At 56.3% G+C, this 24,519-nt stretch carries 21 protein-coding genes and 1 tRNA gene; 14 read left to right on the plus strand and 8 right to left on the minus strand.

The window, feature by feature from the left end:
* The first annotated feature begins 95 nt into the window (after positions 1-95).
* Positions 96-743, plus strand: a complete 648-nt coding sequence (locus CHH27_RS05540; RefSeq protein WP_157738725.1) for an imm11 family protein — start codon at positions 96-98, stop codon at positions 741-743.
* Positions 744-1,485: 742 nt separating this feature from the next.
* On the opposite strand, the gene CHH27_RS05550 is transcribed toward CHH27_RS05540, so the two are convergent.
* From CHH27_RS05550 to CHH27_RS05560, 3 genes are all read right to left on the minus strand, one after another.
* Positions 1,486-1,875, minus strand: coding sequence for a hypothetical protein (locus CHH27_RS05550; protein ID WP_094070704.1), 390 nt, complete (start codon positions 1,873-1,875; stop codon positions 1,486-1,488).
* Between the two features lie 785 nt (positions 1,876-2,660).
* Positions 2,661-3,227 (minus strand): class I SAM-dependent methyltransferase, encoded by a 567-nt coding sequence (locus CHH27_RS05555; protein ID WP_094070705.1) that lies wholly within the window; start codon positions 3,225-3,227, stop codon positions 2,661-2,663.
* Between the two features lie 342 nt (positions 3,228-3,569).
* On the minus strand, positions 3,570-5,201 hold the full coding sequence (locus tag CHH27_RS05560; protein ID WP_157738727.1) for a hypothetical protein: 1,632 nt from the start codon (positions 5,199-5,201) through the stop codon (positions 3,570-3,572).
* 174 nt (positions 5,202-5,375) lie between these two features.
* Between CHH27_RS05560 and CHH27_RS05565 the strand changes: the two genes are divergently transcribed.
* Both CHH27_RS05565 and CHH27_RS05570 read left to right on the plus strand, forming a co-directional pair.
* Positions 5,376-6,569 (plus strand): phosphatase PAP2 family protein, encoded by a 1,194-nt coding sequence (locus CHH27_RS05565; protein WP_094070707.1) that lies wholly within the window; start codon positions 5,376-5,378, stop codon positions 6,567-6,569.
* 7 nt (positions 6,570-6,576) lie between these two features.
* Entirely contained in the window at positions 6,577-8,943 is a 2,367-nt protein-coding gene (locus tag CHH27_RS05570; protein ID WP_094070708.1) for a hypothetical protein, read from the plus strand.
* A 53-nt stretch (positions 8,944-8,996) separates the two neighbouring features.
* Here CHH27_RS05570 and CHH27_RS05575 read toward each other — a convergent pair whose 3' ends face one another.
* Entirely contained in the window at positions 8,997-10,853 is a 1,857-nt protein-coding gene (locus CHH27_RS05575) for a heme peroxidase family protein (protein WP_157738729.1), read from the minus strand.
* Between the two features lie 213 nt (positions 10,854-11,066).
* Between CHH27_RS05575 and CHH27_RS05580 the strand changes: the two genes are divergently transcribed.
* The gene (locus CHH27_RS05580; protein ID WP_157738731.1) at positions 11,067-11,447 is read left to right on the plus strand and encodes a hypothetical protein; all 381 of its coding nucleotides are present in this window, start codon (positions 11,067-11,069) and stop codon (positions 11,445-11,447) included.
* A gap of 78 nt (positions 11,448-11,525) precedes the next feature.
* Positions 11,526-11,894 carry a hypothetical protein gene (locus tag CHH27_RS05585; protein ID WP_094070711.1) on the plus strand — a complete coding sequence of 123 codons (369 nt, stop codon included), beginning with the start codon at positions 11,526-11,528 and terminating at the stop codon, positions 11,892-11,894.
* Between the two features lie 72 nt (positions 11,895-11,966).
* Here CHH27_RS05585 and CHH27_RS05590 read toward each other — a convergent pair.
* Positions 11,967-12,040 (minus strand) — tRNA-Gln (locus tag CHH27_RS05590).
* An 815-nt stretch (positions 12,041-12,855) separates the two neighbouring features.
* Here CHH27_RS05590 and CHH27_RS05595 point away from each other — a divergent pair.
* The 5 genes from CHH27_RS05595 to CHH27_RS05615 all read left to right on the plus strand — a co-directional run bounded on the left by CHH27_RS05595 (position 12,856) and on the right by CHH27_RS05615 (position 18,094).
* Positions 12,856-14,040, plus strand: coding sequence for a Ppx/GppA phosphatase family protein (locus tag CHH27_RS05595; RefSeq protein WP_371681825.1), 1,185 nt, complete (start codon positions 12,856-12,858; stop codon positions 14,038-14,040).
* Complete coding sequence (locus CHH27_RS05600) at positions 14,037-14,759, plus strand: RlmE family RNA methyltransferase (RefSeq protein WP_094070713.1); 723 nt, start codon at positions 14,037-14,039, stop codon at positions 14,757-14,759. Before CHH27_RS05595 ends, CHH27_RS05600 begins: the two co-directional genes overlap by 4 nt.
* Positions 14,752-15,096, plus strand: coding sequence for a hypothetical protein (locus CHH27_RS05605; RefSeq protein ID WP_094070714.1), 345 nt, complete (start codon positions 14,752-14,754; stop codon positions 15,094-15,096). Before CHH27_RS05600 ends, CHH27_RS05605 begins: the two co-directional genes overlap by 8 nt.
* A 158-nt stretch (positions 15,097-15,254) precedes the next feature.
* On the plus strand, positions 15,255-16,757 hold the full coding sequence (gene guaB / locus CHH27_RS05610; RefSeq protein ID WP_094070715.1) for an IMP dehydrogenase: 1,503 nt from the start codon (positions 15,255-15,257) through the stop codon (positions 16,755-16,757).
* Positions 16,758-16,801: 44 nt separating this feature from the next.
* On the plus strand, positions 16,802-18,094 hold the full coding sequence (locus CHH27_RS05615; protein WP_094070716.1) for an RsmB/NOP family class I SAM-dependent RNA methyltransferase: 1,293 nt from the start codon (positions 16,802-16,804) through the stop codon (positions 18,092-18,094).
* Positions 18,095-18,122: 28 nt separating this feature from the next.
* On the opposite strand, the gene CHH27_RS05620 is transcribed toward CHH27_RS05615, so the two are convergent.
* On the minus strand, positions 18,123-19,325 hold the full coding sequence (locus CHH27_RS05620; RefSeq protein ID WP_094070717.1) for a lipopolysaccharide assembly protein LapB: 1,203 nt from the start codon (positions 19,323-19,325) through the stop codon (positions 18,123-18,125).
* A 265-nt stretch (positions 19,326-19,590) separates the two neighbouring features.
* Between CHH27_RS05620 and guaA the strand changes: the two genes are divergently transcribed.
* The 3 genes from guaA (at position 19,591) to CHH27_RS05635 (ending at position 22,581) form a co-directional block, all read left to right on the plus strand.
* Positions 19,591-21,162: a glutamine-hydrolyzing GMP synthase gene (guaA, locus tag CHH27_RS05625; protein WP_094070718.1), complete on the plus strand. Its 1,572-nt coding sequence runs from the start codon at positions 19,591-19,593 to the stop codon at positions 21,160-21,162.
* 88 nt (positions 21,163-21,250) lie between these two features.
* Complete coding sequence (locus CHH27_RS05630; protein ID WP_198338356.1) at positions 21,251-21,976, plus strand: methyltransferase domain-containing protein; 726 nt, start codon at positions 21,251-21,253, stop codon at positions 21,974-21,976.
* 32 nt (positions 21,977-22,008) lie between these two features.
* Positions 22,009-22,581: a hypothetical protein gene (locus CHH27_RS05635; protein ID WP_094070720.1), complete on the plus strand. Its 573-nt coding sequence runs from the start codon at positions 22,009-22,011 to the stop codon at positions 22,579-22,581.
* On the opposite strand, the gene CHH27_RS05640 is transcribed toward CHH27_RS05635, so the two are convergent.
* Both CHH27_RS05640 and CHH27_RS05645 read right to left on the minus strand, forming a co-directional pair.
* Positions 22,565-22,900, minus strand: a complete 336-nt coding sequence (locus tag CHH27_RS05640; protein WP_208988594.1) for a TraR/DksA family transcriptional regulator — start codon at positions 22,898-22,900, stop codon at positions 22,565-22,567. The two genes, CHH27_RS05635 and CHH27_RS05640, sit on opposite strands and share 17 nt — an antisense overlap.
* 102 nt (positions 22,901-23,002) lie before the next feature.
* A complete protein-coding gene (locus CHH27_RS05645; RefSeq protein WP_094074540.1) occupies positions 23,003-24,016 on the minus strand; it encodes a zinc-binding alcohol dehydrogenase family protein in 1,014 nt (337 codons plus the stop codon).
* Between the two features lie 104 nt (positions 24,017-24,120).
* Between CHH27_RS05645 and CHH27_RS05650 the strand changes: the two genes are divergently transcribed.
* Positions 24,121-24,519, plus strand: coding sequence for a helix-turn-helix domain-containing protein (locus tag CHH27_RS05650; RefSeq protein ID WP_094070722.1), 399 nt, complete (start codon positions 24,121-24,123; stop codon positions 24,517-24,519).

The raw sequence follows: 24,519 nt of genomic DNA on the forward strand, positions 1-24,519 counted from the left end.
AGAGGAAGACTCTGGCGCTCGTTCATGGGGCCTCAGCAGGCTTTATATTCGTTTTGCCCGCATCGGAAGAGAGCCGATCTGATTGGATGAGACATATGTCAGTTTACACGATTTACGCAGACCGGAATGAAGACGAGAAGTCCGGGAACTACGGGTTTGAGAACCAGACTCTCGACGGCGACTTCAAAACGGCCTTTCCGATAGGGATTGAATTCAATCCCGTTGCTAAAGCAGCCCTCCTGGATGATGGGACATTGTTGCAGCAAAGCGCGGCATACCAAGGGGTTGCTGTGGACATGTCCAGGCTGCCCAAAAAGGTTCGCTGGGGAGGTGGCAAGAGGAAGCTGGTGGACCTGTTGAAGACGGCGGACCATTTACTTGTAAGCGGAAAATTGCGCGACGTTATTGAAGCTTTGGAACCTGGTGTCCACCAATTTCAGTCTGTGGAAGTGATCTGGAACAACGACACTCATGCGGCGAGCTACTTCTGGTTCAACATCTGCAACCGTTTGGATGGAATGGACAAAGAGAACACGACGCACTCGTATAACGAACGGATCGGCAAATGGAGCTTTGTTGAAGGTCGCAGATATGTAGTGAATCTGCATCAAACAGCAGGCAAGCACATTTGGATAGATAGTCGTGTCCCAAATAGCTCGGTTTTTGTTTCTGAGGACTTCAAGAAGGCGATGGCTGCGGCTGGTGTTGCTGGCGTTGGATTTAGTTTATTCGAAGTGGTTTGAAAAATTCGAACTTAGGATACCGAGGGCATGCTCAAATTGGCATTGATCCAAGCGATGCAAATGGAACGATTAAGCCTGTCACTTGACCTGGCCTAACCTTATCTCCTGAAAAGCTCGCGTTTTGAGGTTAGTCTGCTTCCAATAGACGGATACAGATAGTGAATCGGTCCAGTGACCCTGAGGAACAGGTAATCGGCATTTTAAAGAACATCAGGCGGGCATCGGCTGCCGAGCTATACCGCAAGTATGGCGTCAGCAATGAAACTCATTGCAAGTGGCGCTCGAAATACGGCGGCTTGGAGCAGTCTTGCGCCGCATAGTCGTCAGGTATCATTCCTCGCGTATGCTGCTCACGCTTGACGTCTACAAACTGTTTGAAATTCTGGTTGAGGTGTTCGGAGAGTGCTCAATCACGTTCGAGCCAATGAGTGACAGCGAGAAAAACGAGTCGGTGGAAAATGTCGATGGGATCGAGCTTGTCCGCAGGCGTTTCATGGTGTTGGAACTGTTACCGGAAAAAAGGTTTGTCAGACACGAGAACATAGAAAACAGGTGTTTGCATGAAGGGATGAAAGTAGGTGTTAGAGCTGACGGGAACTGACTCTATCTTTGTGACTGCAACAATGTGCAGGGCCGTCACCGAAAAATGACCGGCTCTGGTTGAACCCGTTTTCCCCGAAATTCCTTGCCTCATTCAGACGACCGTCAACGGAACATCCTGGTCGGGCCAGGCAGCAAATAGTTAGAACGGCGGCTCCACGAGATAGTTCTGATTGATGTCCTGAGAAAATGAAAACGCCCCGGAACTCAGACCGAAGTCATCCCTTAGCTTCTCGCAAAGGTTTCTGATCACGGATTCCAGATTTTCAACGCCGAGCGGAATGCTAAGTCCAACGCCAGGCTCGCGGTTTCCGCATGAATGCGCAAACTGAAAGAACAGCAGCGCAACATTTTGAGGCTTCATCAGGCCCTGGCAGCCGACAATTTTTTCAGTTGGACCGTCCGCATCCTCGCAAGACAGGGCCAGACCGTATTTTTCGGAAACATCCGCAATATCAAGGTCTATTGCAAAGTAGCATTCATATCGGAGACTGAAATCGACTTGATGTGCGGTGATTGATACCTGTGTCATTTCGCTACGGCTCGGGATCAGGATCGAGAAATCAAGGCTTGCAGGAAAGGCGCCTGCTTTTCAACGGCCTTCAAAGGTTTCTGGGGTAATTATACACTCTTGGAAGTGTCGCCTTGCCGCCAACAGCGCGAAATGGACATTAAGGAACTGGATTTATTGGTTCGAACCGGAAAACAGGGCTCGGTATTGGCGAAACTGTGAAACACTATCCGCAACCACTACAAAACTTGTGGTGATAAAACACGATCCAGTTTTTACTTCAGATGCCTTGCGTTGGCTGCTGACGCGCTGCGGCGCGGTGGACATCTTGTAAGGAGATTGAATTATTAAAACCAATTCACCCTTCTGGTGTTCAAGATTCAGATGAAGTCTACCGGCACACTTCTCCATCTTTCCCAAGAGCGGTTTTTTTCCTCTTGTTTGTCTTGTAACTAGACCAAGGCCAACCCTGCATATCCACAAGCGGTCGACAACTTAGACGTATACTTTTTTTGTCGAATGTGCGTCGCAGCGAACCGACCTGCCAAAGCGAATGATGAAGCCTTTGTTTGCAAAAAAATGCAGCCAGTTGGTCAATCGAAAACAGTGTTACTCGAACACATGTTTTTTGCCAGGCACTGCTTCCAGCCCTGAAGACACTAAAGGCCTGACATAAAAGCACGTAAAGCTGTATGTGAAATGTGAGCGTCCGGCGAACCCCACCTAACGCGGGTGGATAGGATTGTTTAGTGTCCGCTTATCTGTAACGGATTTAATCAGAATTACTAATAGTCATATCGAAATGGTCAGACACTTTGTCCCTTGAGGCTGTAAGAATAAACGCCATTCTTTTCGCCAATCTGGATAAAGAGGCCGGAATTCAAAATAGCTGTCGGCACACCGGCAGTCGTCGGGAACAACCACACCGCCAAAGTACCATCGGTTTTCAGAATTCTGCACATTTCAGGAAGAAGTTTGCTGAGCGGAAGTGTAGGGAAGGGCACGACACCAAACAGCAAAACCAAATCCGCACTTTTGTCTTCCAAACCCGTATTCAGGGCATCGCGTGTTAACACCTTAACATTTTTCAATCCGGCCTTCTTAACCTTGCCCTTAACTGTTTCAACAAAATCAGCCAATGGTTCTATTGCGATAAGTTGGCCACTCTCTCCAATCATCTCGGCGGCGTCGAGGGTAAAAAAACCAGGGCCACAACCAACTTCGACAACCGTTAGTCCCTCTGCAATGTCGGCTCCTGCAAGAATTTTTCTGGGATCCTGGAGCCAGCGTCGCAAACGACTCCCGATTGCAAGACCACCTAGGCCGGCAAGGAAGTTTATTATCCGTAATTGTCCGAGCTTTAAAGTGTCCATCTTCTCTCTTTTAAAATACCGATGATCTGTTCTTCAGAGAACCTGGGTCTCTTCATCGTCTGTATCCTTCTGTTGGAAACAGACTAACCTCAAAACGAGGAACTTACAGGGGTGCAGGTCACCGCCTACACTGGTCGCTGTCACCAAGCCACGCGCCTGACCAGAAAAACGGTGAAAACTGCCCCGCTGGACACCCGCGGAAACCTTCAGCTTATGCTCTGGGCGTTCGATTTGTGAGAGAATGAGGCGGAAGGTGATAACAATTCTGCGTTGCTAACGAACACCTGATCCGGACAAAGGAGAAGGCAAATTTGGATGGTCACTTCAACAGGCGCCTTGTGACTATAGATTGGCCAGGGCAGTGTTTCTCATTTGCGGTGCATTTCGATAGTAGGCCCGGACGCCCTTGATGCTGTAGTCGGGATCGGGCTTTTGGAGCTCTGCTTCTATCTCAGCAGCGCGTTCGTGTTGACCCAACTCGGAATAGAGCAGTCCCATCATCCGCATTGGCGCGACAAATCCTGGCATCGCGCGCCGCAACTCTTCACCGACCCGCAAGGCTTCTGAAAACCTGCCGGCGCAGGCTGCCGTGCGCATGGCCACGTATCCGATCGATGAGCGTGTCATGCCGTTTGTGGTCAGGGCATACGCCCGCTTGCCAAGGAGGTACCCTTTTTCAAGATTGCCGATGTGACTGTTGACCATCCCGAGATAGGAAATGCCGAGAGGGTTCGATGGATTGAGCTTGTTGCTTCGTTCGGCCAGCTCCAGCGCTTCGCCAATTGAAACCGCCCAGATCGAGCGCAGAAACGCGGCGACGGCCAGAACATGCGAATTCGCGTTGTCGATCTCCAGGGCCTGAACAATGAACCTTTCCATTTCCTCAGGGGAGGTGGACATGTTCTTGTTCTGCATTTCGCCCAACATGAAAGTACGTAAATAGCCACGCCAGGACAGGTATGCCCCGCGCGGATCTATTTCATGAGCGCGAGCGATCAGGCGGTCAGCCTTGTCTATTGAAGTTACAGAATAGTCGGTCAGAGATTTCAGTGCTCTGACACATAGGGCCGACGAGATTTCCGCGTCGGGCAGGCGGGTTTCCAGATTTGCGATCTCGTCAAATGCGCGGTGGACCGCTTCGTTGATGAGATCAATGACATCGAAACTCTGCAGATTGGTGGTCTCGGCAGGGCCGAGATTGCGAAACGCGTCTGAAAAAACGGCGCCGTCAGACTCGCGGGTAAAGCTTGCGCCAATGCTGACAGTCTCTCCCTGATGACTTCCATAGGTCTGAAGTCGAAAGGCCGCAACGCTTTCCCAGCTTTGCAGCTGGTTCATCACATCAGCATCGATCAGTTTGACTGCACCGCTGTCATCGATGCTTTTGCAGATCAAGGTTTGCAGGACCGAATTATAGATCTTTGATTTCACCCCGTCAGCAACGCCATTGCTACGTATCAAGCAGGGCTGCAAGGTTTTTGGCATTTGCGAAACAGGTGCCGCCCGATTACCCGGGTTACATTCTTCAAACCTTGTTTCCAGCCAGGTTCTCCGGTCACGGATCCAATGCTCATACTCAGCATCGCGAATATCCAGATCCGCCAATAGTTCTGGCAATTCATCATTTTCTGCGAGCAATGCAGCAAGGTAGTCGCCATCACCTGCGTCTACCCAAACTCGATCTGGCGCCAAGGCAAGGTTGCTTCCAGACGCCAGCAACACATCTCTATCGGCCCCGAGAGCCTTGCGCACTTCGTGGACACATTGTCGAAGACTTGCGTCAGCCTGTTCCGGGCCGCGATCACTCCACAGATGGTCCTTGATCCAGGTCCGGGGCCGGGTATGGTCTCGGGCCAGGGCGAGAAACGCCAATATCGCCCGAGCCTTACGACTTTTTAGAACTATGAATTCACCTGTAGGTCGCTCAAATCGAAACAGACCAACCAGATGAAGTCGATAGCGATCACCAGTCATTTTATACTCACAATCAGATGTGGAGCAAAATTCTAATAGCCAGTGTTTGTTTTTTACAACTGTTATTTCTACGTTATTTCTGCGTAAATTTTTAAGTATGAAGGTTTGTTCAGTTGACAAGCCTGTGAATTAAAACGGATTTTATACTTGCTTTGACAGTAGGGGGACAGGCACATGGCATCCGGAAGTACTGCATTTTTTTCGTCTATCCAGGCGATCGACCACGGCGATCATGGTGATCACAGCTTGCATGGAGACTTCATAGCGTCTTCAGGCGTGCCTTCGATCGCAGCACCATCACTCATCATGAGCCATGCGGTTCTGTCAGGTCCATGGAAATGGGACCCAAGTACTTTCCCCGCGCAGTTGGACTTTAATGACTCGCGCAACATCCTGAACTGGTCGCCGGATGTACGCACAATGATTGCGCAACAGGAAATTGCATCGCACATACTGGTGAAACCGAAGACAACAGGGTCTGAAACGAACGGTGACAGCTGTGATGCAGAAACAGACAGGCATATCGCCGAAATTTGCCTTCGAACCGGCAATTCCGACGATAATCTGATTGCGAGCATTGACCGGCCGCCAATGAGCCTGTTTGCCGAACAGCTTCACTTTGTCGAGTACTACGCAGACCAGAGACTTGAACGGGTTGCGGAAATTACGCTGCAAATCACCGATGTCATGTCGAATTTTGCGGCGATCGTTCCACTTCGACCCGAACGGCGGCGCTGGACACTGGAGTTTATCCGTATCTGTCTGCGTGCTGTTTCCCTTGTTGAAATGCAGACAAAACATCTCCTGGCATGCCGGCGGCCGGATGAATTCTGGCCGCAGGTTCAGCCGATGATTCAAATGCCCAGCCACAGCTCCTATCCTTCGGGCCATGGAACCGAAGCGTTCCTGATCGCGACATTGCTTCGACATTTTGCCAAGGCATCTGTTTTTGCAGGTGCGACCGGCTGGTTTGAAGAGGTTGAAAAGCAATTGCGCGCACAAGCCTGCCGCATAGCTCAAAACCGGGTGGTAGCAGGTGTTCATTTCCCGATAGACAATGCGGCCGGCTCCATTCTGGGCGTTTCTGTCGCCAATTTCATCCTCAAACTAGCTGGTGCAGACGGCACTGAATTGTTCGGTCGACGCTTCGATAGCGTCTCCTTCGGACAAGAAAACGATTTCACCCAGGAAGCGGCAAGGGGCATACACAAAAAGGAATCGCTCAGGAACCCAGATGAGCGCGTGTTTTCGGAAGTGATCGAGCTGTTCGATTGCTCGTTGGAAAACAGCGCCATCGGCGCGATCTACCAAGAAGCGCTGAAGGAATGGGGCGACCCGCAAGTTTCCGCAGCAACCGAGACAAAGTGAGGTTGCGATGACACTTTCCTGGAAAAACATCGTGTTCATGGACGGCAATCATTCCGGGCCAGTTGGTTTGGTTACGGATTATGATTTTCCAATGTCGTCCTACACCGATTGGTGGCTTCGCAGCCTGGAAGAAAGTCTGACGGGAGGTCAGTTCACGTTTCAAACGCGGCAAAAGGTCAGCCTGCTGGGTACAGAAAACGACGGCCCCGACGCTACGCTTGAAGCGGCACTGTCAGGTGGCAGGGGGCGACCTGCCAAAGGCAAGGTTCTGCGATTATACAGTGCGCATCCTTTTGAATATGGGCCTGTCTTGGGGGCAATCCGTAAGCAGAATGAACCGTTTATTGACGACAGAAGCGCGCGAGAGCTGCAGCCGGGATCGGTCCTGATGGGCATCATTGATGACGGGATCGCGCTGGCAAATTCACAGTTCCTGAAGCACCAGGACAACTCAGAGAAGCTTGTCTCGCGCGCGGAATATTTCTGGAACCAGGATGCCGAGCTCGAGGGTCCTGAGACAAGCAGATCCTACCAGGTTCCCTTTGGTCGCGACTGGGACTCGGCCGAGCTGGAAAGGGTGTTTGACAATGCAAGATGCCATTCGACTGATTTTCCCGATCAAGACCAGGTCAACCGGGCCCTGGAGATGGACAAGATCCTGTCGAACTGCGCTCAACACGGCACCCACGTGATGGATCTGGCGACGGGTTACAATCACCGCGACATGACGGCAAACGAACTTGGTGAAGTCCCAGGCGATTGCTCTCACCTCCGTCCCATCATCGCCGTGCAGCTGGCGCGCATAGCCACGCGGGAATCCTCAGGGGCCTTCATGTCGACCTATGTGACAGAGGCGCTGAACTACATTCTTGTCCGCGCACAACAATTGCAGCCCGAGAAAGGCACAAAAATTCCGCTGGTCATCAATTTTTCCTACGGAATTTTTGCGGGCACCTTGAGCGGCAATGATCACATGGAAGAATGGATCGACATCGCGATCGAGAAAGTGACAAAGGAATTCGGATTTCCGATTTTTGTCACTCTTCCTGCCGGAAACAGTTACCTGGAAAAATGCCATGGCGAGCGCAAAGTACGAAGATCAACTTCCGTAAAACCGCCAAAATTCCCCGATTTTGAGCTGCTAGTCCAGCCCGACAACAATGCGCCAACCGTGGTGGAATTCCATTGGCCAGAAACAACCAACAATGCTCCGGAAACCTTGGGGGTGCCGCCTGATTTGGTGACGCGGAAACCTGGCGACAGCAAGGGAATTAGAGACCTTCCGGCTAAACTTCGAAAAGATCTCTTGGAGACCCAAACCAAGGTGTTGTCGGATCTTCATCTCTTCCTGTGGCCTCCCGGGGCAGATCAACCCCTTGAAGTGAAATCTGGCCGTGGTCCGAATTTTTATCATGGCGCGGAACTTAGGGACAGCGCCGACAGGTTGGTCGGCATGCTCTATCACGAGCGTCTCATCGCCTTGGCTGAAAAACGACTCGCCAAGGACGGACAGGAGGATGACGATCTGGAGGATGAACAGCCTCCTACGGGAAAGCCTGCGCTTTTGAGCGAAGTTAGAAAACTGACGTTGATCCTGGCACCAACACAGTTCGAGCAAAGTCTCTATTCAAGGGAAATGTCCCGTTCGCGTCCGAAATTGCAGCAAAATGAGGCATCAATACCGGCCGGGAAATGGGGGATTGCGCTTGCACGGACGGGCGACCACAAAATTGAAGACACGGTCACTGTTCGTTGTCAGCGCGGCGACACGCCCTTCGGTTTTCGCCCGTTCGGGCGGCAGAGCCGCCTGGAGGATTTCAATTATCATGACTATGCGCCTGATGGTCGCGTAAACGAAAAGGACAATGATCGTCAGTGGGTTCTGCGCCGAGGCACACTTAGCGCGATAGCCACGGGGCAGGAGACGATCCGTGTCGGCAGCTACCGTCTGTCCAATCTCGACAGACGGGATGTACCCACCAATCGCGTTGAATCCGGAGCCAGTCTGTTTTCAAGCGCTGCCTATGGTGATGATGCCCCTGATGATCTTCTAAGATGGTGGCCGCGCAAGACCATCGATGTTGCCGCAGCGACGGAGATCAGTCACGCGTTGCCGGGCATCAAGGCAACAGGAACCCATAGTGGTTCAAGTTTCCGGTTCTCCGGAACCTCGAGCGCAGCTCCGCAGGTGGCGCGATGGCTGGCGGCGTCGGTCGGCTCGGTTATGCAGCAGAAAAAGAAAACCGGAAAAAGTGCCCGTATTTCCGTGAGACTGCAAGCCAAACGTGAACTTAAGAACGGCACCAATTTTGCGCCTTCAAAGTCCAAGGCCAGAACCGGCGTTGCGCTTTTGAAAGGTCCGCGCGCACGTTGATTTCCAAGTTGATTACGCGGGCGCATCGCTTGTAACGATGCGCCCGCAATTCATTACCCAATCATGCCGGCTGCGCGCATAAACGCTTCCAGTGAGGTGATGGGTTCACCGCATGGACGAACTCCGTCCACGGGATGCCATCGCCCATTGTCACTGCCGGACATGTGCCAGTAGCTGTTGGAAGACGCCGCAACCAGGCCTACCAGCGTTTCCGCCACGAGCCGGGAGCCGAGGGGCCCAAGATGCTCGCCGCTGGCTTTGACCTCGGCTTCCTTGAGAACGTAGAACCAGAGAGGCGTTTGATCGACGAAATCGCCCGCGATCACCTGAGCCCCCGTCGGTCCTGACGCGATTTCCTCCGGTGTCAGCGGATCGAGCCTGACCCCCTGAGCTTCAAATCCCGCAAGACAGGCCTGTGCAGTCGGCAAATTGAGAAGTTGGCCGCGGCGCAGGTTGCGTCTTGGAAGTTTCTTTAGCGCATGAAACAACCCTTCGGGCTCGTTGCGCATCGCGAACAACGGAGGTGCAAGGCGTGTGTCGAGTTTTCTGGTGTTCCGGTCTGGTCTTGCATCCGCCCCCAGATTGAGCAAGCGCGACATGTCGCTGACCCAGTTGGACGGCAGACGTGGCAGGCCGGCCAAAGGCTGCGCACCATTGCCGGTGAACAGTTGCAACTGATGGAATGTGCCGCGTGCTGCGCCGCCGTCGATACCTACACCGTTGCGGCCGAAGAACACATTCCAGTCATAGCTTGACCGCGCCATCGTGTGGCCGAAGCGGAAAGCAGCGACCGAAAACTCCAGGGGCATGGGAAGAAGCCCACTGCGGGCCGGTGGATTTTGTGCCAGAAACGCCATGTAAGCGGGCGCTCCGTGCACGAGAACGTCGTCAAGCACTTCGTGGTCGCAGATGGAGCGAAGATAAACGTTGACGACCAGCCATTGATAAATTCGCCGAACTTCGGACTTGGCCCATTCGAACAAGGCGTCGGGATCGTTGACGGGTGCGCCAAGGGAAGGATCGCGGCGGGCCGTTTGGACAACATTGTTGTGGAACCGCGCGAAACTGAGATGCAACTGCGCCACTGCGAGATTCTCGTCGTTGCGACCATCTCCAATAACGGCAACTCCCTTTTTGGGTTTGCCGTTTTCATCCAGAAACCGCTTTTCCAGATCGGGGGGCAGATCGGCCAGATCGTCTTCTGACAATATGGCGTCCTTTTGAAACAGCCGGCCGAAACGCAGGAGATCGCGCGCAATATCCTTTGGATACTCTACCTGCTGCGGATGATCGCTTGGCACCGGGAATTCGGTTCCAAGGAAAAGCAGGGCGCGATCGAACGGAGCACGCATCGCTTCCATCAGCTTCTTGGCGAAACTCCCTGGTGCTGCCGCGGACCCGCCATAAAGACTGTCGAGATCCAGCGCTCCGGTGCGCAGATTGAACAGGTTTTCTGTCACGAAAGATCGTTCAAGCGGCTCAAGCGTTGCGGCATCTATCGTAAAAACACCGTTGTCTCTATCAGTATTTGCCGTGACATCGTGATCGATGAACTGTCCTAGATAGGTGAAGATTGCAGGCAGACTTGAATTGTCTTCTTCCGCCGGACCGGCATCAATCATCGCATCAGCGATGCTGTCGAGCAATCTTACCGTGTCAGCACTGTGTTTTGGCGCCGAAGCGTCCGGGAACAAATAGCCGAAACGACCGAGTTCACCAGCGGGTGATGTCATTGAAGTCGGTGTTTCTCCGGAACGATAGCCGCAGGCACACTCCAGGCTGGGCAGATCGGAATTGCTCGGAGACAACTGGACATGGGCTCCATGACCGCTAAACAACAGCATTTGGCCTCTCCTATGTTTGGTGGTAGACGAAGTCACCAAAGCTCTGGGAGGCCAATAGAGCGTCAATTGCCTGTGAAAAAATTAGTAATAATCGGCTGAATTTGAGAATTATCGATCTGCTACTATTTTGCCTGCATGGCAGATATTTGAAATTTCATAGAATCGTGTGCATTTAACGTCAATTGACGCCTGGATAACAGAAAAAATACATTAAACTCATTGCAGGTCACTATCCATTGTTTCGGGATGTACAGATCCCGTCACATGGAGGACCAAGACATGAGCAATTCAAGTGCAATTTCCGTATCTGCCAAAATGCACGATGCGACGCTCGAACCACAGGACAACACGATCTTTACGTTGTCTTTCAAGAACAAGGCGGTCGACGAGCGTGCGCAAAACATCGCCGCCCGCCTGAAGCTGACACGCACCGATTCCGGTTCGCTCAATACCGATGAGATCATTCTGGCCCAGAAGGAAGTCGTGCTTCTGAAACTGGATCCTGGCCAGGTTGATCAACGGACAATCTCCGTGGAGACCAAGGGCGACAATGGCGGCGAGGTCATTGGCGACTACAACATCGAGGTGTTGCTCGACTACCAGTTGACCCGTGCCGACTGGTCATGCGCCTCAGTGCCGTTCACCGTCGAACCCGACTGATGCGTCGCTCAAGGCTGCGCTTAAACGGGGCAGCCTTGAGCCCTTCGCGATGAGGTTAATCTGAAAGGAGTAAATCCAATGGAAGTTACAGTTTGGCTGGAACTGATAGGACTCGGGCTCGTTTGTGGCCTGATTGGTCAGGCGCTGCGCGTGCTGGTCGGCCTGAAAAAAATGTCCAAGCAGAAAGACGCTGCTGCAGTAGGGGTGGAGGGTCAGGATGTGCCGTTTAGCAGCGGCCGCCTGATCGTGTCGCTTCTGATAGGAGCGATTGCAGGGGCACTGGCGGCGGTTTCGTCAATCGCCGATGTTCAGAGCATCTCCTCACAGGCCGTCATCGGGCTCGCAGCTGCGGGGTATGCCGGAACCGATTTCATCGAAGGTTTGTTGAAGGGGTTCGTGGCACCAGGACAACAGCCTGCTGCCGTACCTGAAGGTGGACGAGGCTGATCTCTTTGCCTGCCTCGTTTCTTCTCGCAAGGAGAAAACACACTCTCAGGCATTCAGCTGATTGGAAATTGTTGGCTGGGGAACCTGGATTCGAACCAGGACTAACGGAGTCAGAGTCCGCGGGTCTACCGTTAACCTATTCCCCAGCAAAGCTCGCTGATGGAGCGCTCAATCGCCTCGTAAGATCGGACACCGGCCCGTCGCGATTGGTGTGCCGCATATACATCCATCATAATCTGGATTGCAAGACCCGTTTCTGACTTTTTTGTGAAATCTCGGCGTCGCAGATCTGACCGACGTCGACTGACCTCAATTCGCCTCAGGCAAAGCTTTTCCAGCGCCTGTCAACCTGTTACAGTTTTGACAACGAAAGACGCGGTTCCCGTCCGCGCCCCATTAAAACGGCAGGCTGCTGCGGGAATCTGAAAGGCACAACGTGACTCAGTCAGGTCAGGAACCGCCCGAATCCGGGCGACGTACCGCTGACGTGTCCGTTTCCAGCGGGGCTCCACAGGAGCCCAAGGGAGCAAACAGGCGGCGCCGCAAGCGCCGATCTGGCAAAGGGTCGAAAGGCAACCAGGCAGGCACCGCAACAAATGGTACGCCTGTGGTGTCTCCGGCAAACGGCCCGGTTCCCGTCGAGACTGCGAACGGACCCGTCGAAAAGAGGCCCATGGGGCCATCAGCCGCTGCTTCTGAAGACAGCGGCCGCAAGGACGGCGAGCGAAAGCGCAAAAAGCGCAGGCGCGGGCGATCCAAAACGGCCGGCAGTCAGATTGCAGCACATGACCCATCGACCGCTATCAGCGGCGAGGGCACTCCCGCACAATCGGACACGCTGACAAGCGCCAAGGGAAAGAAGGCTGCCCGCAGACGTGGCCGCCGCCGCAGACAAGCGTCAGGCGGTACGGGCCCGCAGTCTCAAACAGCGATGCCTCCTGGGCAGACAACCCAAGGAGCGGTGCCGGAGGCTCGGGGCAGGCCCAATGATGCGGTTGTCCAGAAAGCCCGGCGATCTGACAACCCGTCAGGGCCTATTTCTCCCGACAAGAGCCGTGGCGGACGCGGCGGCCTTCATCGTGCAAGGTCCTCCGGCGCGCGCGCAGGCAATGCGCCGCTTTATGCGGCTCTGGATCTCGGTACCAACAATTGCCGGCTTCTGATCGCGCGTCCGGAAGAGCGCGGGTTTCGCGTTGTTGATGCCTATTCAAGGATCGTTCGTCTTGGCGAGGGGGTCGGATCGAACAGGAAACTGAGCGACGCCGCCATGGACCGGGCGATCGACGCCCTGGCACAGTGCCATCGAAAACTGGCGGACAGGGGCGTAAGCCGGTCCCGTCTGATTGCGACCGAAGCCTGCCGAGCCGCGGAAAACGGTGATGATTTCATCGACCGGGTCAAGAGCGAGACGGGATTGGCGCTGGAAGTGGTCAACCGGGAAACGGAAGCCCGGCTTGCCGTTGCCGGATGCGCGTCGCTTGTCGATCTGGATGCAGACGGTGTCATCCTGTTCGATATTGGCGGCGGCTCCTCCGAAATCGTCTGGCTCGACCTGCGCAACCGATGCGGCGCGCGCGGCTATGCCCTGACGCGCTTCATCCGGTCCTGGATTTCGTTGCCGGTGGGTGTCGTCAATCTGGCGGAACGCCATGGCGGGGTTCACGTCACTCCCGACATATTCGAAGCCATGGTCGAAGACGCCGCCAACCATCTGGCGGCCTTCAGTCTCGCGCATAATCTGACCGAGGCGATTTCCTCCGGCCGTGTCCACATGCTCGGCACGTCCGGCACGGTCACCACGCTTGCGGGCGTGCATCTCGGCCTCAAACGCTACGACCGCAGACGCGTGGACGGAACCTGGCTGGCAGACGGCGATGTTGCCAGAATGATTGATCAACTGCGCGACATGCCGTATGAGGCGCGTGTTGAAAATCCCTGCATCGGCGCGGACCGGGCGGATCTGGTCCTGGCCGGCTGCGCTATCCTGGAAGCAATCCGGCGGCGTTGGACCTGTTCGCGCCTTCGGGTTGCCGACCGTGGCTTGCGGGAAGGCATTCTTACAGAACTGATGGCTGCCGACGGCGTCTGGTCCAACCGACGTTCGGGACACAGGCATCATCGCAGCCGCCAGAGGAACGAACCATGAGCCGTGGAAAAAAGGGGTCCGGCGACCGGGGCCTGCACGTCAAGGTCAAGACAGCCGCAGGCCGTCGGGAATCGTCGACCCGCTGGTTGTCGCGTCAATTGAATGATCCGTACGTGCGCCGGGCCAAGATCGATGGTTATCGTTCGCGGGCGGCCTACAAGCTGATTGAAATCGACGACAAGCACAAGCTCCTGAAGCCCGGATACCGGGTGGTCGATCTCGGCTGCGCACCGGGAGGCTGGTGTCAGGTTGCCGTGGAGCGCGTGCAGTCCAGCGTCGAGGCGCCGAAAGTGGTCGGTATCGACTATCTCGATATGGATCACGTGCGCGGCACGACCTTTCTGAAGAAGGACTTTCTGGACGACGATGCTCCGGACGCCCTGATGACCGCGCTTGGCGGGCACCGGCCCGATGTTGTCCTGTCCGACATGGCCGCACCGACAACCGGTCACAAGCAGACCGATCACCTGCGCACAACGCATCTTTTTGAAATTGCGATCGACTTTGCCCGCCGGAATCTGGTCCCCGGGGGCTCTTTCCTGGCGAAAGTCTTTCGCGGCGGCACCGAAAACGCCATGCTTCAGGACCTGAAGCGTGAATTCAAATCCGTTTCGCATCTGAAGCCGCCGGCCAGCCGCAAGGAAAGCCCGGAACTCTATGTCATTGCCAAGGGCTTTCGCGGCAGCGAGCTGCAAGACGGTGAGCCGTCCGATGACTGATGCGGACAAGCTGGCGCGGGCGCTTGAAGCTTCCTGGAGCCTCAAGTCGAGCACACTGTGGTCCGAAGACGTGCCAGCCGCCGGTCAATGTGGTGTCACGGCACTTGTTGCAAACGATGTTCTTGGCGCAGACATTCTGAAGACCCGGTACGGGTTGATCTGGCACTTCTACAACCGGATCGAAGGCAGGCGGCACGACTTCACGGCGAGCCAGTTTGAGCGACCGGTTGCCTATGACGACCTTCCGGCGACCCGCGAAGAGGCCTTCGCGGACACCAACGCCGCGCAATATGACTATCTGCGCTCAACGGTCCTTGAGGCCTTGAAGGTTCGGTAACGAGAATTCTGCCGGGTATTTTAATAACCCTTTTCATTCTGTCACCTGCATGTTATTGACCCGCGCCAACTTCTCCGGCACAGCCGAAGCGACTCAAACGACGCTGACCTTTCCAGAAAGGCCGGCGTTTCAGCTATTTTCATAAAGGGGAATTGGCCATGGCATCCTTTTTTGTTCCGTCAACCGGACAACAAGCTCTGACCTTTGACGATGTGTTGCTGATTCCCGGCCACTCGGAAGTCATGCCGGGCGAGGTCGATCTGAAGACCCGCGTGACCCGGGATCTTGAACTCAATATTCCGATCCTCTCGTCGGCCATGGACACGGTCACGGAAGGCCGTCTTGCCATCGCCATGGCTCAGGCCGGCGGCATCGGCGTCGTTCACCGCAACCTGTCCCTCGACCAGCAGGCCGAAGAGGTCCGCATGGTCAAGAAATTCGAATCCGGGATGGTGGTCAATCCGCTCGTGATCGGTCCGGATGCGACCTTGCAGGATGCACTGGACCTGATGAAGCGCTTCGGCATTTCCGGGGTGCCGGTGGTCGAAAACGGCGGCTCAGGCGCTCAGGTCGCCGGCAAGCTGGTCGGCATCCTGACCAACCGCGATGTCCGTTTTGCGTCCAATCCGGACCAGAAGATCCACGAGCTGATGACCAAGGACAACCTGGTCACCGTCAGCGAGAATGTCAGCCAGGACGACGCCAAACGCCTGTTGCACCAGAACAGGATCGAGAAGCTGCTGGTGGTGGACGAGAACCGCAACTGCATCGGCCTGATCACCGTCAAGGACATGGAAAAGGCGCAGCTGAACCCGAATGCGTCGAAGGACCCCCAGGGGCGTCTTCGCGTTGCCGCCGCCACAAGTGTTGGCGAAGAAGGGTTTGCAAGGGCCGAGCGCCTGGTTGATGCGGGTGTTGACATGGTCGTCGTCGACACGGCGCACGGCCATTCCCAAAAAGTTCTCGACATGGTCGCCCGTGTGAAGCAGCTGTCCAATTCGGTTCAGGTGCTGGCCGGCAATGTTGCCACGTCCGAGGCCACTAAGGCGTTGATCGATGCCGGCGCAGATGCGGTGAAGGTTGGTATCGGGCCCGGGTCGATCTGCACCACGCGCATTGTTGCCGGCGTTGGCGTGCCCCAGCTCACGGCGATCATGGAATCGGTCAACGAGGCCAACAAGCACGGCGTTCCGGTGGTCGCGGACGGCGGTATCAAGTATTCCGGCGATCTCGCCAAGGCGATTGCCGCCGGTGCTGCGTCAGTCATGGTCGGCTCTCTGCTGGCCGGCACGGAAGAAAGCCCGGGCGAGGTCTATCTGCACCAGGGCCGGTCCTATAAATCTTATCGCGGCATGGGGTCTGTGGGCGCGATGGCCCGCGGATCCGCGGATCGCTATTTCCAGGCAGAAGTACGAGACAGTCTGAAGCTGGTTCCGGAAGGCATCGAAGGACAGGTTCCCTACAAGGGCGCACTCGGTAGCGTGCTGCACCAGCTGGCAGGCGGCCTGCGTGCTGCCATGGGCTATGTCGGTGGAAAGACCATCCAGGATTTTCAGGAAAAAGCACGGTTTGTGCAGATTTCCGGCGCCGGGCTCCGTGAGAGCCACGCACATGACGTGACCATCACGCGGGAAAGCCCGAACTATCCGTCCAACGTTTGATCCGATTGGGATCGAAAAGACCGGCCAGTCTGCAAAGGAACAGCATGAAAGATGGCGGACGCCTCGCGGCGGCAATTGAAGTCCTCACCGAGGTGGAAACACGCCATCGACCGGTTCAGATCGCGTTGAAGGACTGGGGTGCTGCCCATCGGTTTGCCGGGTCGGGGGACCGGACCGTGATCGGCAATCTGGTGTTCGACGCCCTGCGCAACAAGGCCTCGCTCAGCGCGCGGATGCGCTCCGATGCGCCTCGGGCGCTGGCGCTGGCCACCTATTGCATCACCTGGGACAAGGGCGTCGACACGCTGGTTGAGGTGCTTGATGGCGACAGGCACGCGCCCGAAGCGCTGACGGAAGGCGAGCGCGAGGCGCTCACCGCCGATCAGGTTTCCGAGATCACGCCCACGCAGGAAGCCGATGTCCCGGACTGGCTTTGGCCGAAATTTGTATCCGCCTTCGGTGAAAATGCCGTCGACGAGGGCAGAGCGCTCGCCACCCGCGCACCTGTCGATCTCAGGACCAACACGCTGAAATCCGAGCGGGACAAGATGATCAAGCGCCTGGGACATACTGGCGCGGTGGCCACACCTCACTCACCGATTGGTCTGCGCATCGAAGCCAAACCCGGCCCGGGGCGGATGCCGCATGTCCAGGCCGAAGAAGGCTATCGCAAAGGCTGGTTTGAACTCCAGGACGAAGCAAGCCAGCTTGCTGCGCATCTCGCACAGGCAAAGCCCGGAGAGCAGGTTCTGGACTACTGCGCCGGCGGTGGTGGGAAAACGCTGGCCTTTGCTGCAGCCATGCAGAACAAGGGCCAGCTCTATGCCTATGACGCCGACCGGCTGCGTCTAGCACCGATCCATGAGCGGCTGCAGCGGGCAGGTGTGCGCAATATCCAGGTGCGAGACCCGGCAAGTTCCAGCCTTGATGACCTGGTCGGGCAGATGGATCTCGTTTTTATTGATGCGCCTTGTACCGGGACCGGTGTCTGGCGCCGCCGCCCGGATTCCAAGTGGCGCCTGACGGAGAAGGCCCTGGAAGAACGTCTCCAGGATCAACGTCACGTTCTGGAAAACGCATCCCGATACGTTCGCAAGGGCGGTCGCCTTGCTTATGCGACCTGCTCGATCCTTGCAGATGAGAACCAGGACCAGATCGACCGGTTCCTGAAGGATCATCCGGAGTATCAGCCCGTGTCGGTGAGGGATGTCTGGGAGAAGACACTCACCGGAACCAGTGCGCCGAAATATGTTTCCGAGCGTGGTGACCTGACGCTGACCCCGGCTTCGACCCAGACGGACGGCTTCTTCATTTCCCTGCTGATGCGCAACGTATAAAGACCGCGCTGGACATCGGTCATTAGCTTCAGGTTCGATCCTGCCTGCGCAGGCCAAGGACATTTGGCAGCTGGTTGTCGTCTGCGGTCAACAGCGCATCTACCCGATCAAGAGCAGGTGACTGAGGCGAGGAATTTCTGTCTCCGGCCTCGATCTGTCCGGAGATGTCACTCTCGGTGGAAAGCGTTGTTTGCGCTTCGCCTGAGGGGGCGTTGGAGAGATCCTGCACCGGCTTAGGCACGACAACTCCGTCCTTGCCAATATCCTGGATAAGTTCTTTCACTAGCTGGCGAACGTCCGAATCCAGCCCGGAGCCAGCAACCAGACACGTCAGCACCGATCTTGCCTGACCGGGATATTTCAATGCGGCAAGCGCTGCCCCCAGCGCGTTCAAAGGTTCCCTGGCCCCCATGTCCAGGTCGTGCGCCGCCAGGGCGTGACGGAGCGCCGCCGTGTGATCGGCTCGTTTTCTGGAAAGCGTGCTGAGACGCACATGGCTGGTGGCGGAGCGCGGGTTGAGCTTCAAGGCTGCTTCGGCGGCTTCCACCGCGTCATCCAGATGGCCTTTTCCCTGGAGCGCGTCCGATAGCAGTTCAAGAGGCACCGGATCGGCAGGTGCATTTTCGCAGGCACGGAGCGCCAGTTCGATCACCTCGTCGAACCGCTTGCGCAGCAACAGTGTCTGACACAATCCGGTCAGTGCGGGGCCGTAATCGGGGTCCAGCTTCAACGCCTTGCGATAGGCTGCAATCGCCGCCGCCATCTGATCGGTTCTGGATTGTGTTTCGGCGAACAGAGACAGCGCTGCCGCGCTGTCGGGGAGCAGGTCAAGCAACTGCCGGGCAGGGCCAACAGCTTCCAATGACCGATCTTCCTTCAAAAGGACACTCGCCAGACCGTAAAGCGCATTTCGGCTTTCGGGCGCATTTGCAAGCACCTCCGCGAAACACTGCTCGGCGTTGGCATAATCGTTCATCAGCAAGTGGCAATTGCCGAGGCTGGCACGTGCGTTGAGATTGTCCGGTTCGGCAAAGACGATCCTGCGCAATTGCGACAGGGCTTCGTCCAGATAACCGTTCTGAAGCAGTGCAGAGGCGGTTCTGTAGGCGATTTCCGTGTCGTCCGGAGACAACTCCTGCGCCTTCAGATAGGACACCAGTGCCTTGTCGACCTGACCGGCGGTTTCCAGGGCTACGGCTTCGTCAAACGCTTTACGGGCAGCTGCTGTCATCTGGTGCGGATTTCCTCAGGGCACGGATGGTTCGTCCTGTCGACATGTCAGACGAAGCAGGCGTGCATCCCCAGCCTAAGGAGGCACAGGACGGCGGTCAAAAGGGAAAATGAACGGTGCACAGCTTGTCCGCCGATTTATTTGCCGGCCAAACTCGCAGCGCAGAATGAAGACCAGGCGCGCTGGAAGAGAAATTCTTGTGCGGGAGCGGAAAGAGCGCGAAATTCGGGTTCAAATTGGCGAAAAGACCGGTTAGAAGCTGGCCATGACCCAGCATCAACGCCTTCTCATTATCGACTTCGGTTCCCAGGTGACGCAGCTGATTGCGCGGCGTCTGCGTGAGCTCAATGTCTATTGCGAAATTCATCCCTATCAGAACGTGACTGACGCGTTTTTGAGCGAGTTCGATCCCAAGGCCGTGATCTTTTCCGGCGGCCCGGATTCTGTAACGCGAGACGGGTCTCCGCGTCCGCCAGAAAGCGTCTACACGATGGGGGTCCCGATCCTGGGGATCTGCTATGGCCAGCAGGTCATGATGCAGCAGCTGGGTGGCCAGGTGGACGGCGGCAAGATTTCCGGTGGCGGTGGCACTGCAGAATTCGGCAGAGCCTTCGTGACGCCTGCCGAAACGAATCTCGCGATCCTGAAAGGCTGGTTCAGCGACGGCCGCGAACAGGTCTGGATGAGCCACGGCGACCATGTCAGCCGTCTTGCACCGGGCTTTGAGGTATTTGGTACCTCACCGAATGCGCCTTACGCGATCACGGCAGACACGACGCGGAACTTCTACGCGGTGCAGTTCCACCCCGAAGTGCACCACACGCCGAATGGCAAGACACTTTATGAGAATTTCGTGCGGCTTGCCGGCTTTACCGGTGACTGGACGATGGGCGCCTACAAGGATGACGCCATTGCCAAGATCCGCGAACAGGTCGGGGACAAGAAGGTCATCTGCGGGCTGTCCGGCGGCGTTGACAGCTCCGTCGCTGCGGTTCTGATCCACGAGGCGATTGGCGATCAGCTCACCTGTGTGTTTGTCGATCATGGTCTTCTTCGTCTCAACGAGGCCGAGGAAGTCGTCTCCATGTTCCGGGACCACTACAATATCCCGTTGATCCATGCCGATGAATCGGAGCTCTTCCTGGGTGAGCTGGACGGAGAGTCTGATCCGGAGACCAAGCGGAAGATCATCGGCAAGCTTTTCATCGACGTCTTCCAGAAACACGCCAATGAAATCGACGGTGCCGAGTTCCTGGCCCAGGGCACGCTTTATCCTGATGTGATTGAGAGCGTCAGCTTCTCCGGCGGGCCGTCGGTTACCATCAAGTCGCATCACAATGTTGGCGGTCTTCCTGAAAAAATGGGCCTGAAGCTGGTCGAGCCGCTGCGTGAACTCTTCAAGGACGAGGTGAGGGCGCTTGGCCGTGAGCTCGGCCTGCCGGACAGCTTCATCGGCCGTCATCCTTTCCCGGGTCCGGGCCTGGCCATTCGCTGTCCGGGTGAGATCACCCGGGACAAGCTTGAGATCTTGCGCAAGGCTGATGCGGTCTATATCGACCAGATCCGCAAACACGGTCTTTATGACGATATCTGGCAGGCCTTCGTCGCGATCCTGCCGGTGCGGACGGTTGGTGTCATGGGCGACGGCCGGACATACGACTATGCCTGTGCGCTTCGCGCCGTGACCTCGGTTGATGGCATGACGGCGGACTATTTCCCGTTCAGCCATGAGTTCCTCGGGGAGACAGCCACCCGCATCATCAACGAGGTGCAGGGAATCAACCGGGTCACTTACGACATCACATCCAAACCTCCGGGCACGATCGAGTGGGAATAAGCCGAATTGTCAAAAGGGTCCGGTTGGCGGCGATTGATTAACGGATTGGCCGTATAAGGGCCAGGTCCGACAAGAGGGGGGCGGCGTTTTGGGCCCCTCCATAATCAACAGGGTTGTCGATATGGGTGCGCTGACACGGCTTCTTTCCGGCTATGAAACAGACGGTTTCAGCTTTGGCAAGGCTGCCAGAAAGAGAAGAATTCAGCTTTTCTGCGACTTGATCACCAAGACGTTTCAGGAAAAAGGGTTTGTCCGCATCCTGGATATCGGGGGCACCGTCCAGTACTGGCGGATCGTGGACGAGGCCTTTCTGGAAGCCAACAAGGTTCAGATCACGCTCCTGAACCTGCCCGGCTCCCAGGCCTTCGAAGCGCAGGGGCGCTTTTCCTTCATGACCGGCGATGCCACGAAGGATATCTGGAGCGAGCTCAATGCAGATGACTTTGATCTGATCCATTCCAATTCGGTCATCGAGCATGTCGGCGACTGGGCGCAGATGAAACGGTACGCGGCGAACATCAAGGACTTTCCCGGCGGCTATTTCGTTCAGACCCCCAATTTCTGGTTTCCGGTGGAACCGCATTGCATGACGCCGATCTTTCATTGGCTGCCCAAAGCCACAAGGGTCTGGCTTGTCCGTCATTTTTCACTTGGGCACTGGCCCAAGGCGTCTTCAACCGACGAGGCCGTGGAAACGGTGGAGAGCGCCCGATTGCTCAATCACGCCATGTTCGTGGCACTTTTCGACGATGCGTCGATCCGCAAGGAAAAGATCACCTTCCTGACCAAGTCCTTCATGGCAATCAGGGGCTAGGGATCTGTTGATCGCCCGCAGGCTGGCGGAGCATGTCTTTGCTGCGGCAACACGAGGAAAGCACAGACCCGGTGGCCCAACTGCCCGACCTGAGACCCGACTGTTACGCCTGCGCTGCGCTTTGCTGCGTCGTGTTTCCGTTCGACAAGTCTGAATCATTTGCCATCGACAAGGGGGCGGGAGAAGTCTGTCCGAACCTCGACGATTGCAACAAGTGTCGTGTTTTTGACGACCGCGAGGCCCTCGGCTTCAAAGGCTGCATCACCTATGACTGCTTTGGCGCCGGCCAGGTGGTCTCGCAAACTGTTTTCAAGGGGCGCAGCTGGCGTGACGAGCCGGCACTAGCCAATCGCATGGGGGCTGCGCTCTCGGTCCTGCGCCGCGTCCACGAACAATTGCTGTTGCTGGACACCGCTGAAAAACTGCCGCTCGACAAGGAAGAAAGCGCTCGGCTGGAAGGCCTGAGACTGGAACTGGCACCCGACACGGACTGGACGGAACTATCGCTCGCAGACTATCCGATAGATGTGACCGTCTCAAAGGTTTCACGTTTTCTGCGGGATTTGCGGCGTCATGTGGCGCCGCGGACTATTGGGCGCAGTTGATGCAGAACGCAGCCGCCGGGTCAACGTCCAGTCGTTTTGAGGCAATCTCTTCGCCGCATTCGACACAATACCCGTAGTCGCCTGCCGCCAGCCGACCAAGAGCCGCATCGATCCGTTGTATCTGCGCCCGGCGTTGACGTTCCGATGCCTGTGCCATGGCCTGTCCCTGCAACGCATCCATGCGTGAAAGACGGCCGACGGATTGCTGGTCCAGCTCCACTGTGGCACGCGCCTCACCGGACATCTCGCTGAAAGCTTCCAGTTCCTGCTTCAAAGCCAGAAGGTGCTCCCGAATGAGGCTGTTTTTCCTATCTTCCATACCCATCCTCCGGCGGGAAGCATGCCCCCGCCGGATCTGTGCCGCAAGTCACGGTGTGTTTCCCGCGTTCCAGGCGTATCTCGGTAAACGCGGGAAGTCCGCCTAGAAACCGGTGAGCACGATCTTGCCGATCGTGGCATTGCTTTCGATCTGGCGGTGCGCGTCCAGCAAGTTTTCTGCATTGATGGGTTCAATCGTCCTTGAAAGGGTGGTGCGCACCTTGCCCGCATCCACAAGCTCCGAAACCTTGTTGAGCAGGGTTTGTTGCGCCTTCATGTCGGCTGTCTGAAACATGGAACGGGTGAACATGAACTCCCAGTGCACTGAGACGGCCTTCGGCTTGAAGGGCATGATGCTCAGATCCTCCGGATCGTCGATCAGGGCAAACCGTCCCTGGGGTGCGATCATCGCGGCAATGTCGTCCAGATGCTGACCTGTATGGGTCGTTGAAAACACAAAGCCCGGTGCATCGATGTTCAGCGCTTCAAGCTGATCTGCCATTGGCTTTGAATGATCGAGCACATGATGTGCTCCGAGCTCCCGGCACCAGGCCTGGCTCTCCGGACGGGATGCGGTCGCGACGACAGTCAGGTCCGTCAACTGGCGCGCAAGCTGAATGGCGATCGAACCGACGCCGCCGGACCCGCCGATGATCAAAAGGCTGCGGGTTTTGCCCGGGACCGGGTCGTTCACTTTCAACCGGTCGAACAGCGCCTCAAAGGCGGTGATGGCCGTCAGCGGCAAGGCGGCTGCCTCGGCGAAGCTGAGGCTTCCCGGCTTGCGCCCGACAATGCGCTCGTCGACGAGGTGAAATTCGGCGTTTGTGCCCGGCCTTGTCAGATCTCCGGCGTAGTAAACGTCATCGCCCACCTTGAAGTCGGTGACGTCCGGGCCCGTTGCGACAACGGTTCCCGCGGCGTCATAGCCGAGCACAACCGGGGTGTCGTTTTCCGATGCACGGCGTTGCCGAACCTTCGTGTCGACCGGGTTCACCGCAACGGCTTTCACCTCGACCAGAAGGTCCGAACCGGACGGTGATGGTTTCGGCAGATCGAGATCCTGAAGGGCATTCGGATCGTTTGAGGGGAGGCTTTGATAATATCCAATGGCACGCATGTGTGTCTCCTGATTTGCGTGCCCCTCAAAATGACCATAAAACATGGAAGCGCAAGAATGCACAATTTGGGCAGTTACCGACACAAGAGAACCTAAGGCACAAGATGGATACCTTGAAGAAAGCCAAGTCTGAGAAGGATACTTACGATTGCCATCCGGGCTGTGCTGTCGAGGCCGCGCTCAGCCTGATCGATGGCAAATGGAAAGGCGTCATCCTGTTCCTGCTGCTCGACAGGGAGGTGCTTCGGTTCAACGAGTTTCAAAAGGCCCTGCCGAACATCACGCAGCGGGTTCTGACGGCCCAGCTGCGCAGCATGGAGGCGGACGGCCTTCTGACCAGAACAGTTTATCCCGTGGTACCGCCCAAGGTGGAATACAGCTTGACCGAATTGGGAGCGTCCCTGGAACCGGTGATCAAGGCCCTGGCCGGATGGGGCAACGCGAACAGGTCGCTCTGGCCCAAGGGCTTCAAGCGGGACGCTCATCTGCAACAGGCTGGCTGA

This window comes from Labrenzia sp. VG12, from assembly GCF_002237595.1.
Taxonomy (GTDB): Bacteria; Pseudomonadota; Alphaproteobacteria; order Rhizobiales; family Stappiaceae; genus Roseibium.

Bases quoted from the DNA above. Each gene is read 5' to 3' on its own strand.
- CHH27_RS05540 (WP_157738725.1), top strand. From the start codon at position 96: ATGTCAGTTTACACGATTTACGCAGACCGGAATGAAGACGAGAAGTCC.
- CHH27_RS05550 (WP_094070704.1), bottom strand. From the start codon at position 1,875: ATGACACAGGTATCAATCACCGCACATCAAGTCGATTTCAGTCTCCGA.
- CHH27_RS05555 (WP_094070705.1), bottom strand. From the start codon at position 3,227: ATGGACACTTTAAAGCTCGGACAATTACGGATAATAAACTTCCTTGCC.
- CHH27_RS05560 (WP_157738727.1), bottom strand. From the start codon at position 5,201: ATGACTGGTGATCGCTATCGACTTCATCTGGTTGGTCTGTTTCGATTT.
- CHH27_RS05565 (WP_094070707.1), top strand. From the start codon at position 5,376: ATGGCATCCGGAAGTACTGCATTTTTTTCGTCTATCCAGGCGATCGAC.
- CHH27_RS05570 (WP_094070708.1), top strand. From the start codon at position 6,577: ATGACACTTTCCTGGAAAAACATCGTGTTCATGGACGGCAATCATTCC.
- CHH27_RS05580 (WP_157738731.1), top strand. From the start codon at position 11,067: ATGAGCAATTCAAGTGCAATTTCCGTATCTGCCAAAATGCACGATGCG.
- CHH27_RS05585 (WP_094070711.1), top strand. From the start codon at position 11,526: ATGGAAGTTACAGTTTGGCTGGAACTGATAGGACTCGGGCTCGTTTGT.
- CHH27_RS05600 (WP_094070713.1), top strand. From the start codon at position 14,037: ATGAGCCGTGGAAAAAAGGGGTCCGGCGACCGGGGCCTGCACGTCAAG.
- CHH27_RS05605 (WP_094070714.1), top strand. From the start codon at position 14,752: ATGACTGATGCGGACAAGCTGGCGCGGGCGCTTGAAGCTTCCTGGAGC.
- guaB (WP_094070715.1), top strand. From the start codon at position 15,255: ATGGCATCCTTTTTTGTTCCGTCAACCGGACAACAAGCTCTGACCTTT.
- CHH27_RS05615 (WP_094070716.1), top strand. From the start codon at position 16,802: ATGAAAGATGGCGGACGCCTCGCGGCGGCAATTGAAGTCCTCACCGAG.
- CHH27_RS05620 (WP_094070717.1), bottom strand. From the start codon at position 19,325: ATGACAGCAGCTGCCCGTAAAGCGTTTGACGAAGCCGTAGCCCTGGAA.
- guaA (WP_094070718.1), top strand. From the start codon at position 19,591: ATGACCCAGCATCAACGCCTTCTCATTATCGACTTCGGTTCCCAGGTG.
- CHH27_RS05635 (WP_094070720.1), top strand. From the start codon at position 22,009: ATGTCTTTGCTGCGGCAACACGAGGAAAGCACAGACCCGGTGGCCCAA.
- CHH27_RS05640 (WP_208988594.1), bottom strand. From the start codon at position 22,900: ATGGAAGATAGGAAAAACAGCCTCATTCGGGAGCACCTTCTGGCTTTG.
- CHH27_RS05645 (WP_094074540.1), bottom strand. From the start codon at position 24,016: ATGCGTGCCATTGGATATTATCAAAGCCTCCCCTCAAACGATCCGAAT.
- CHH27_RS05650 (WP_094070722.1), top strand. From the start codon at position 24,121: ATGGATACCTTGAAGAAAGCCAAGTCTGAGAAGGATACTTACGATTGC.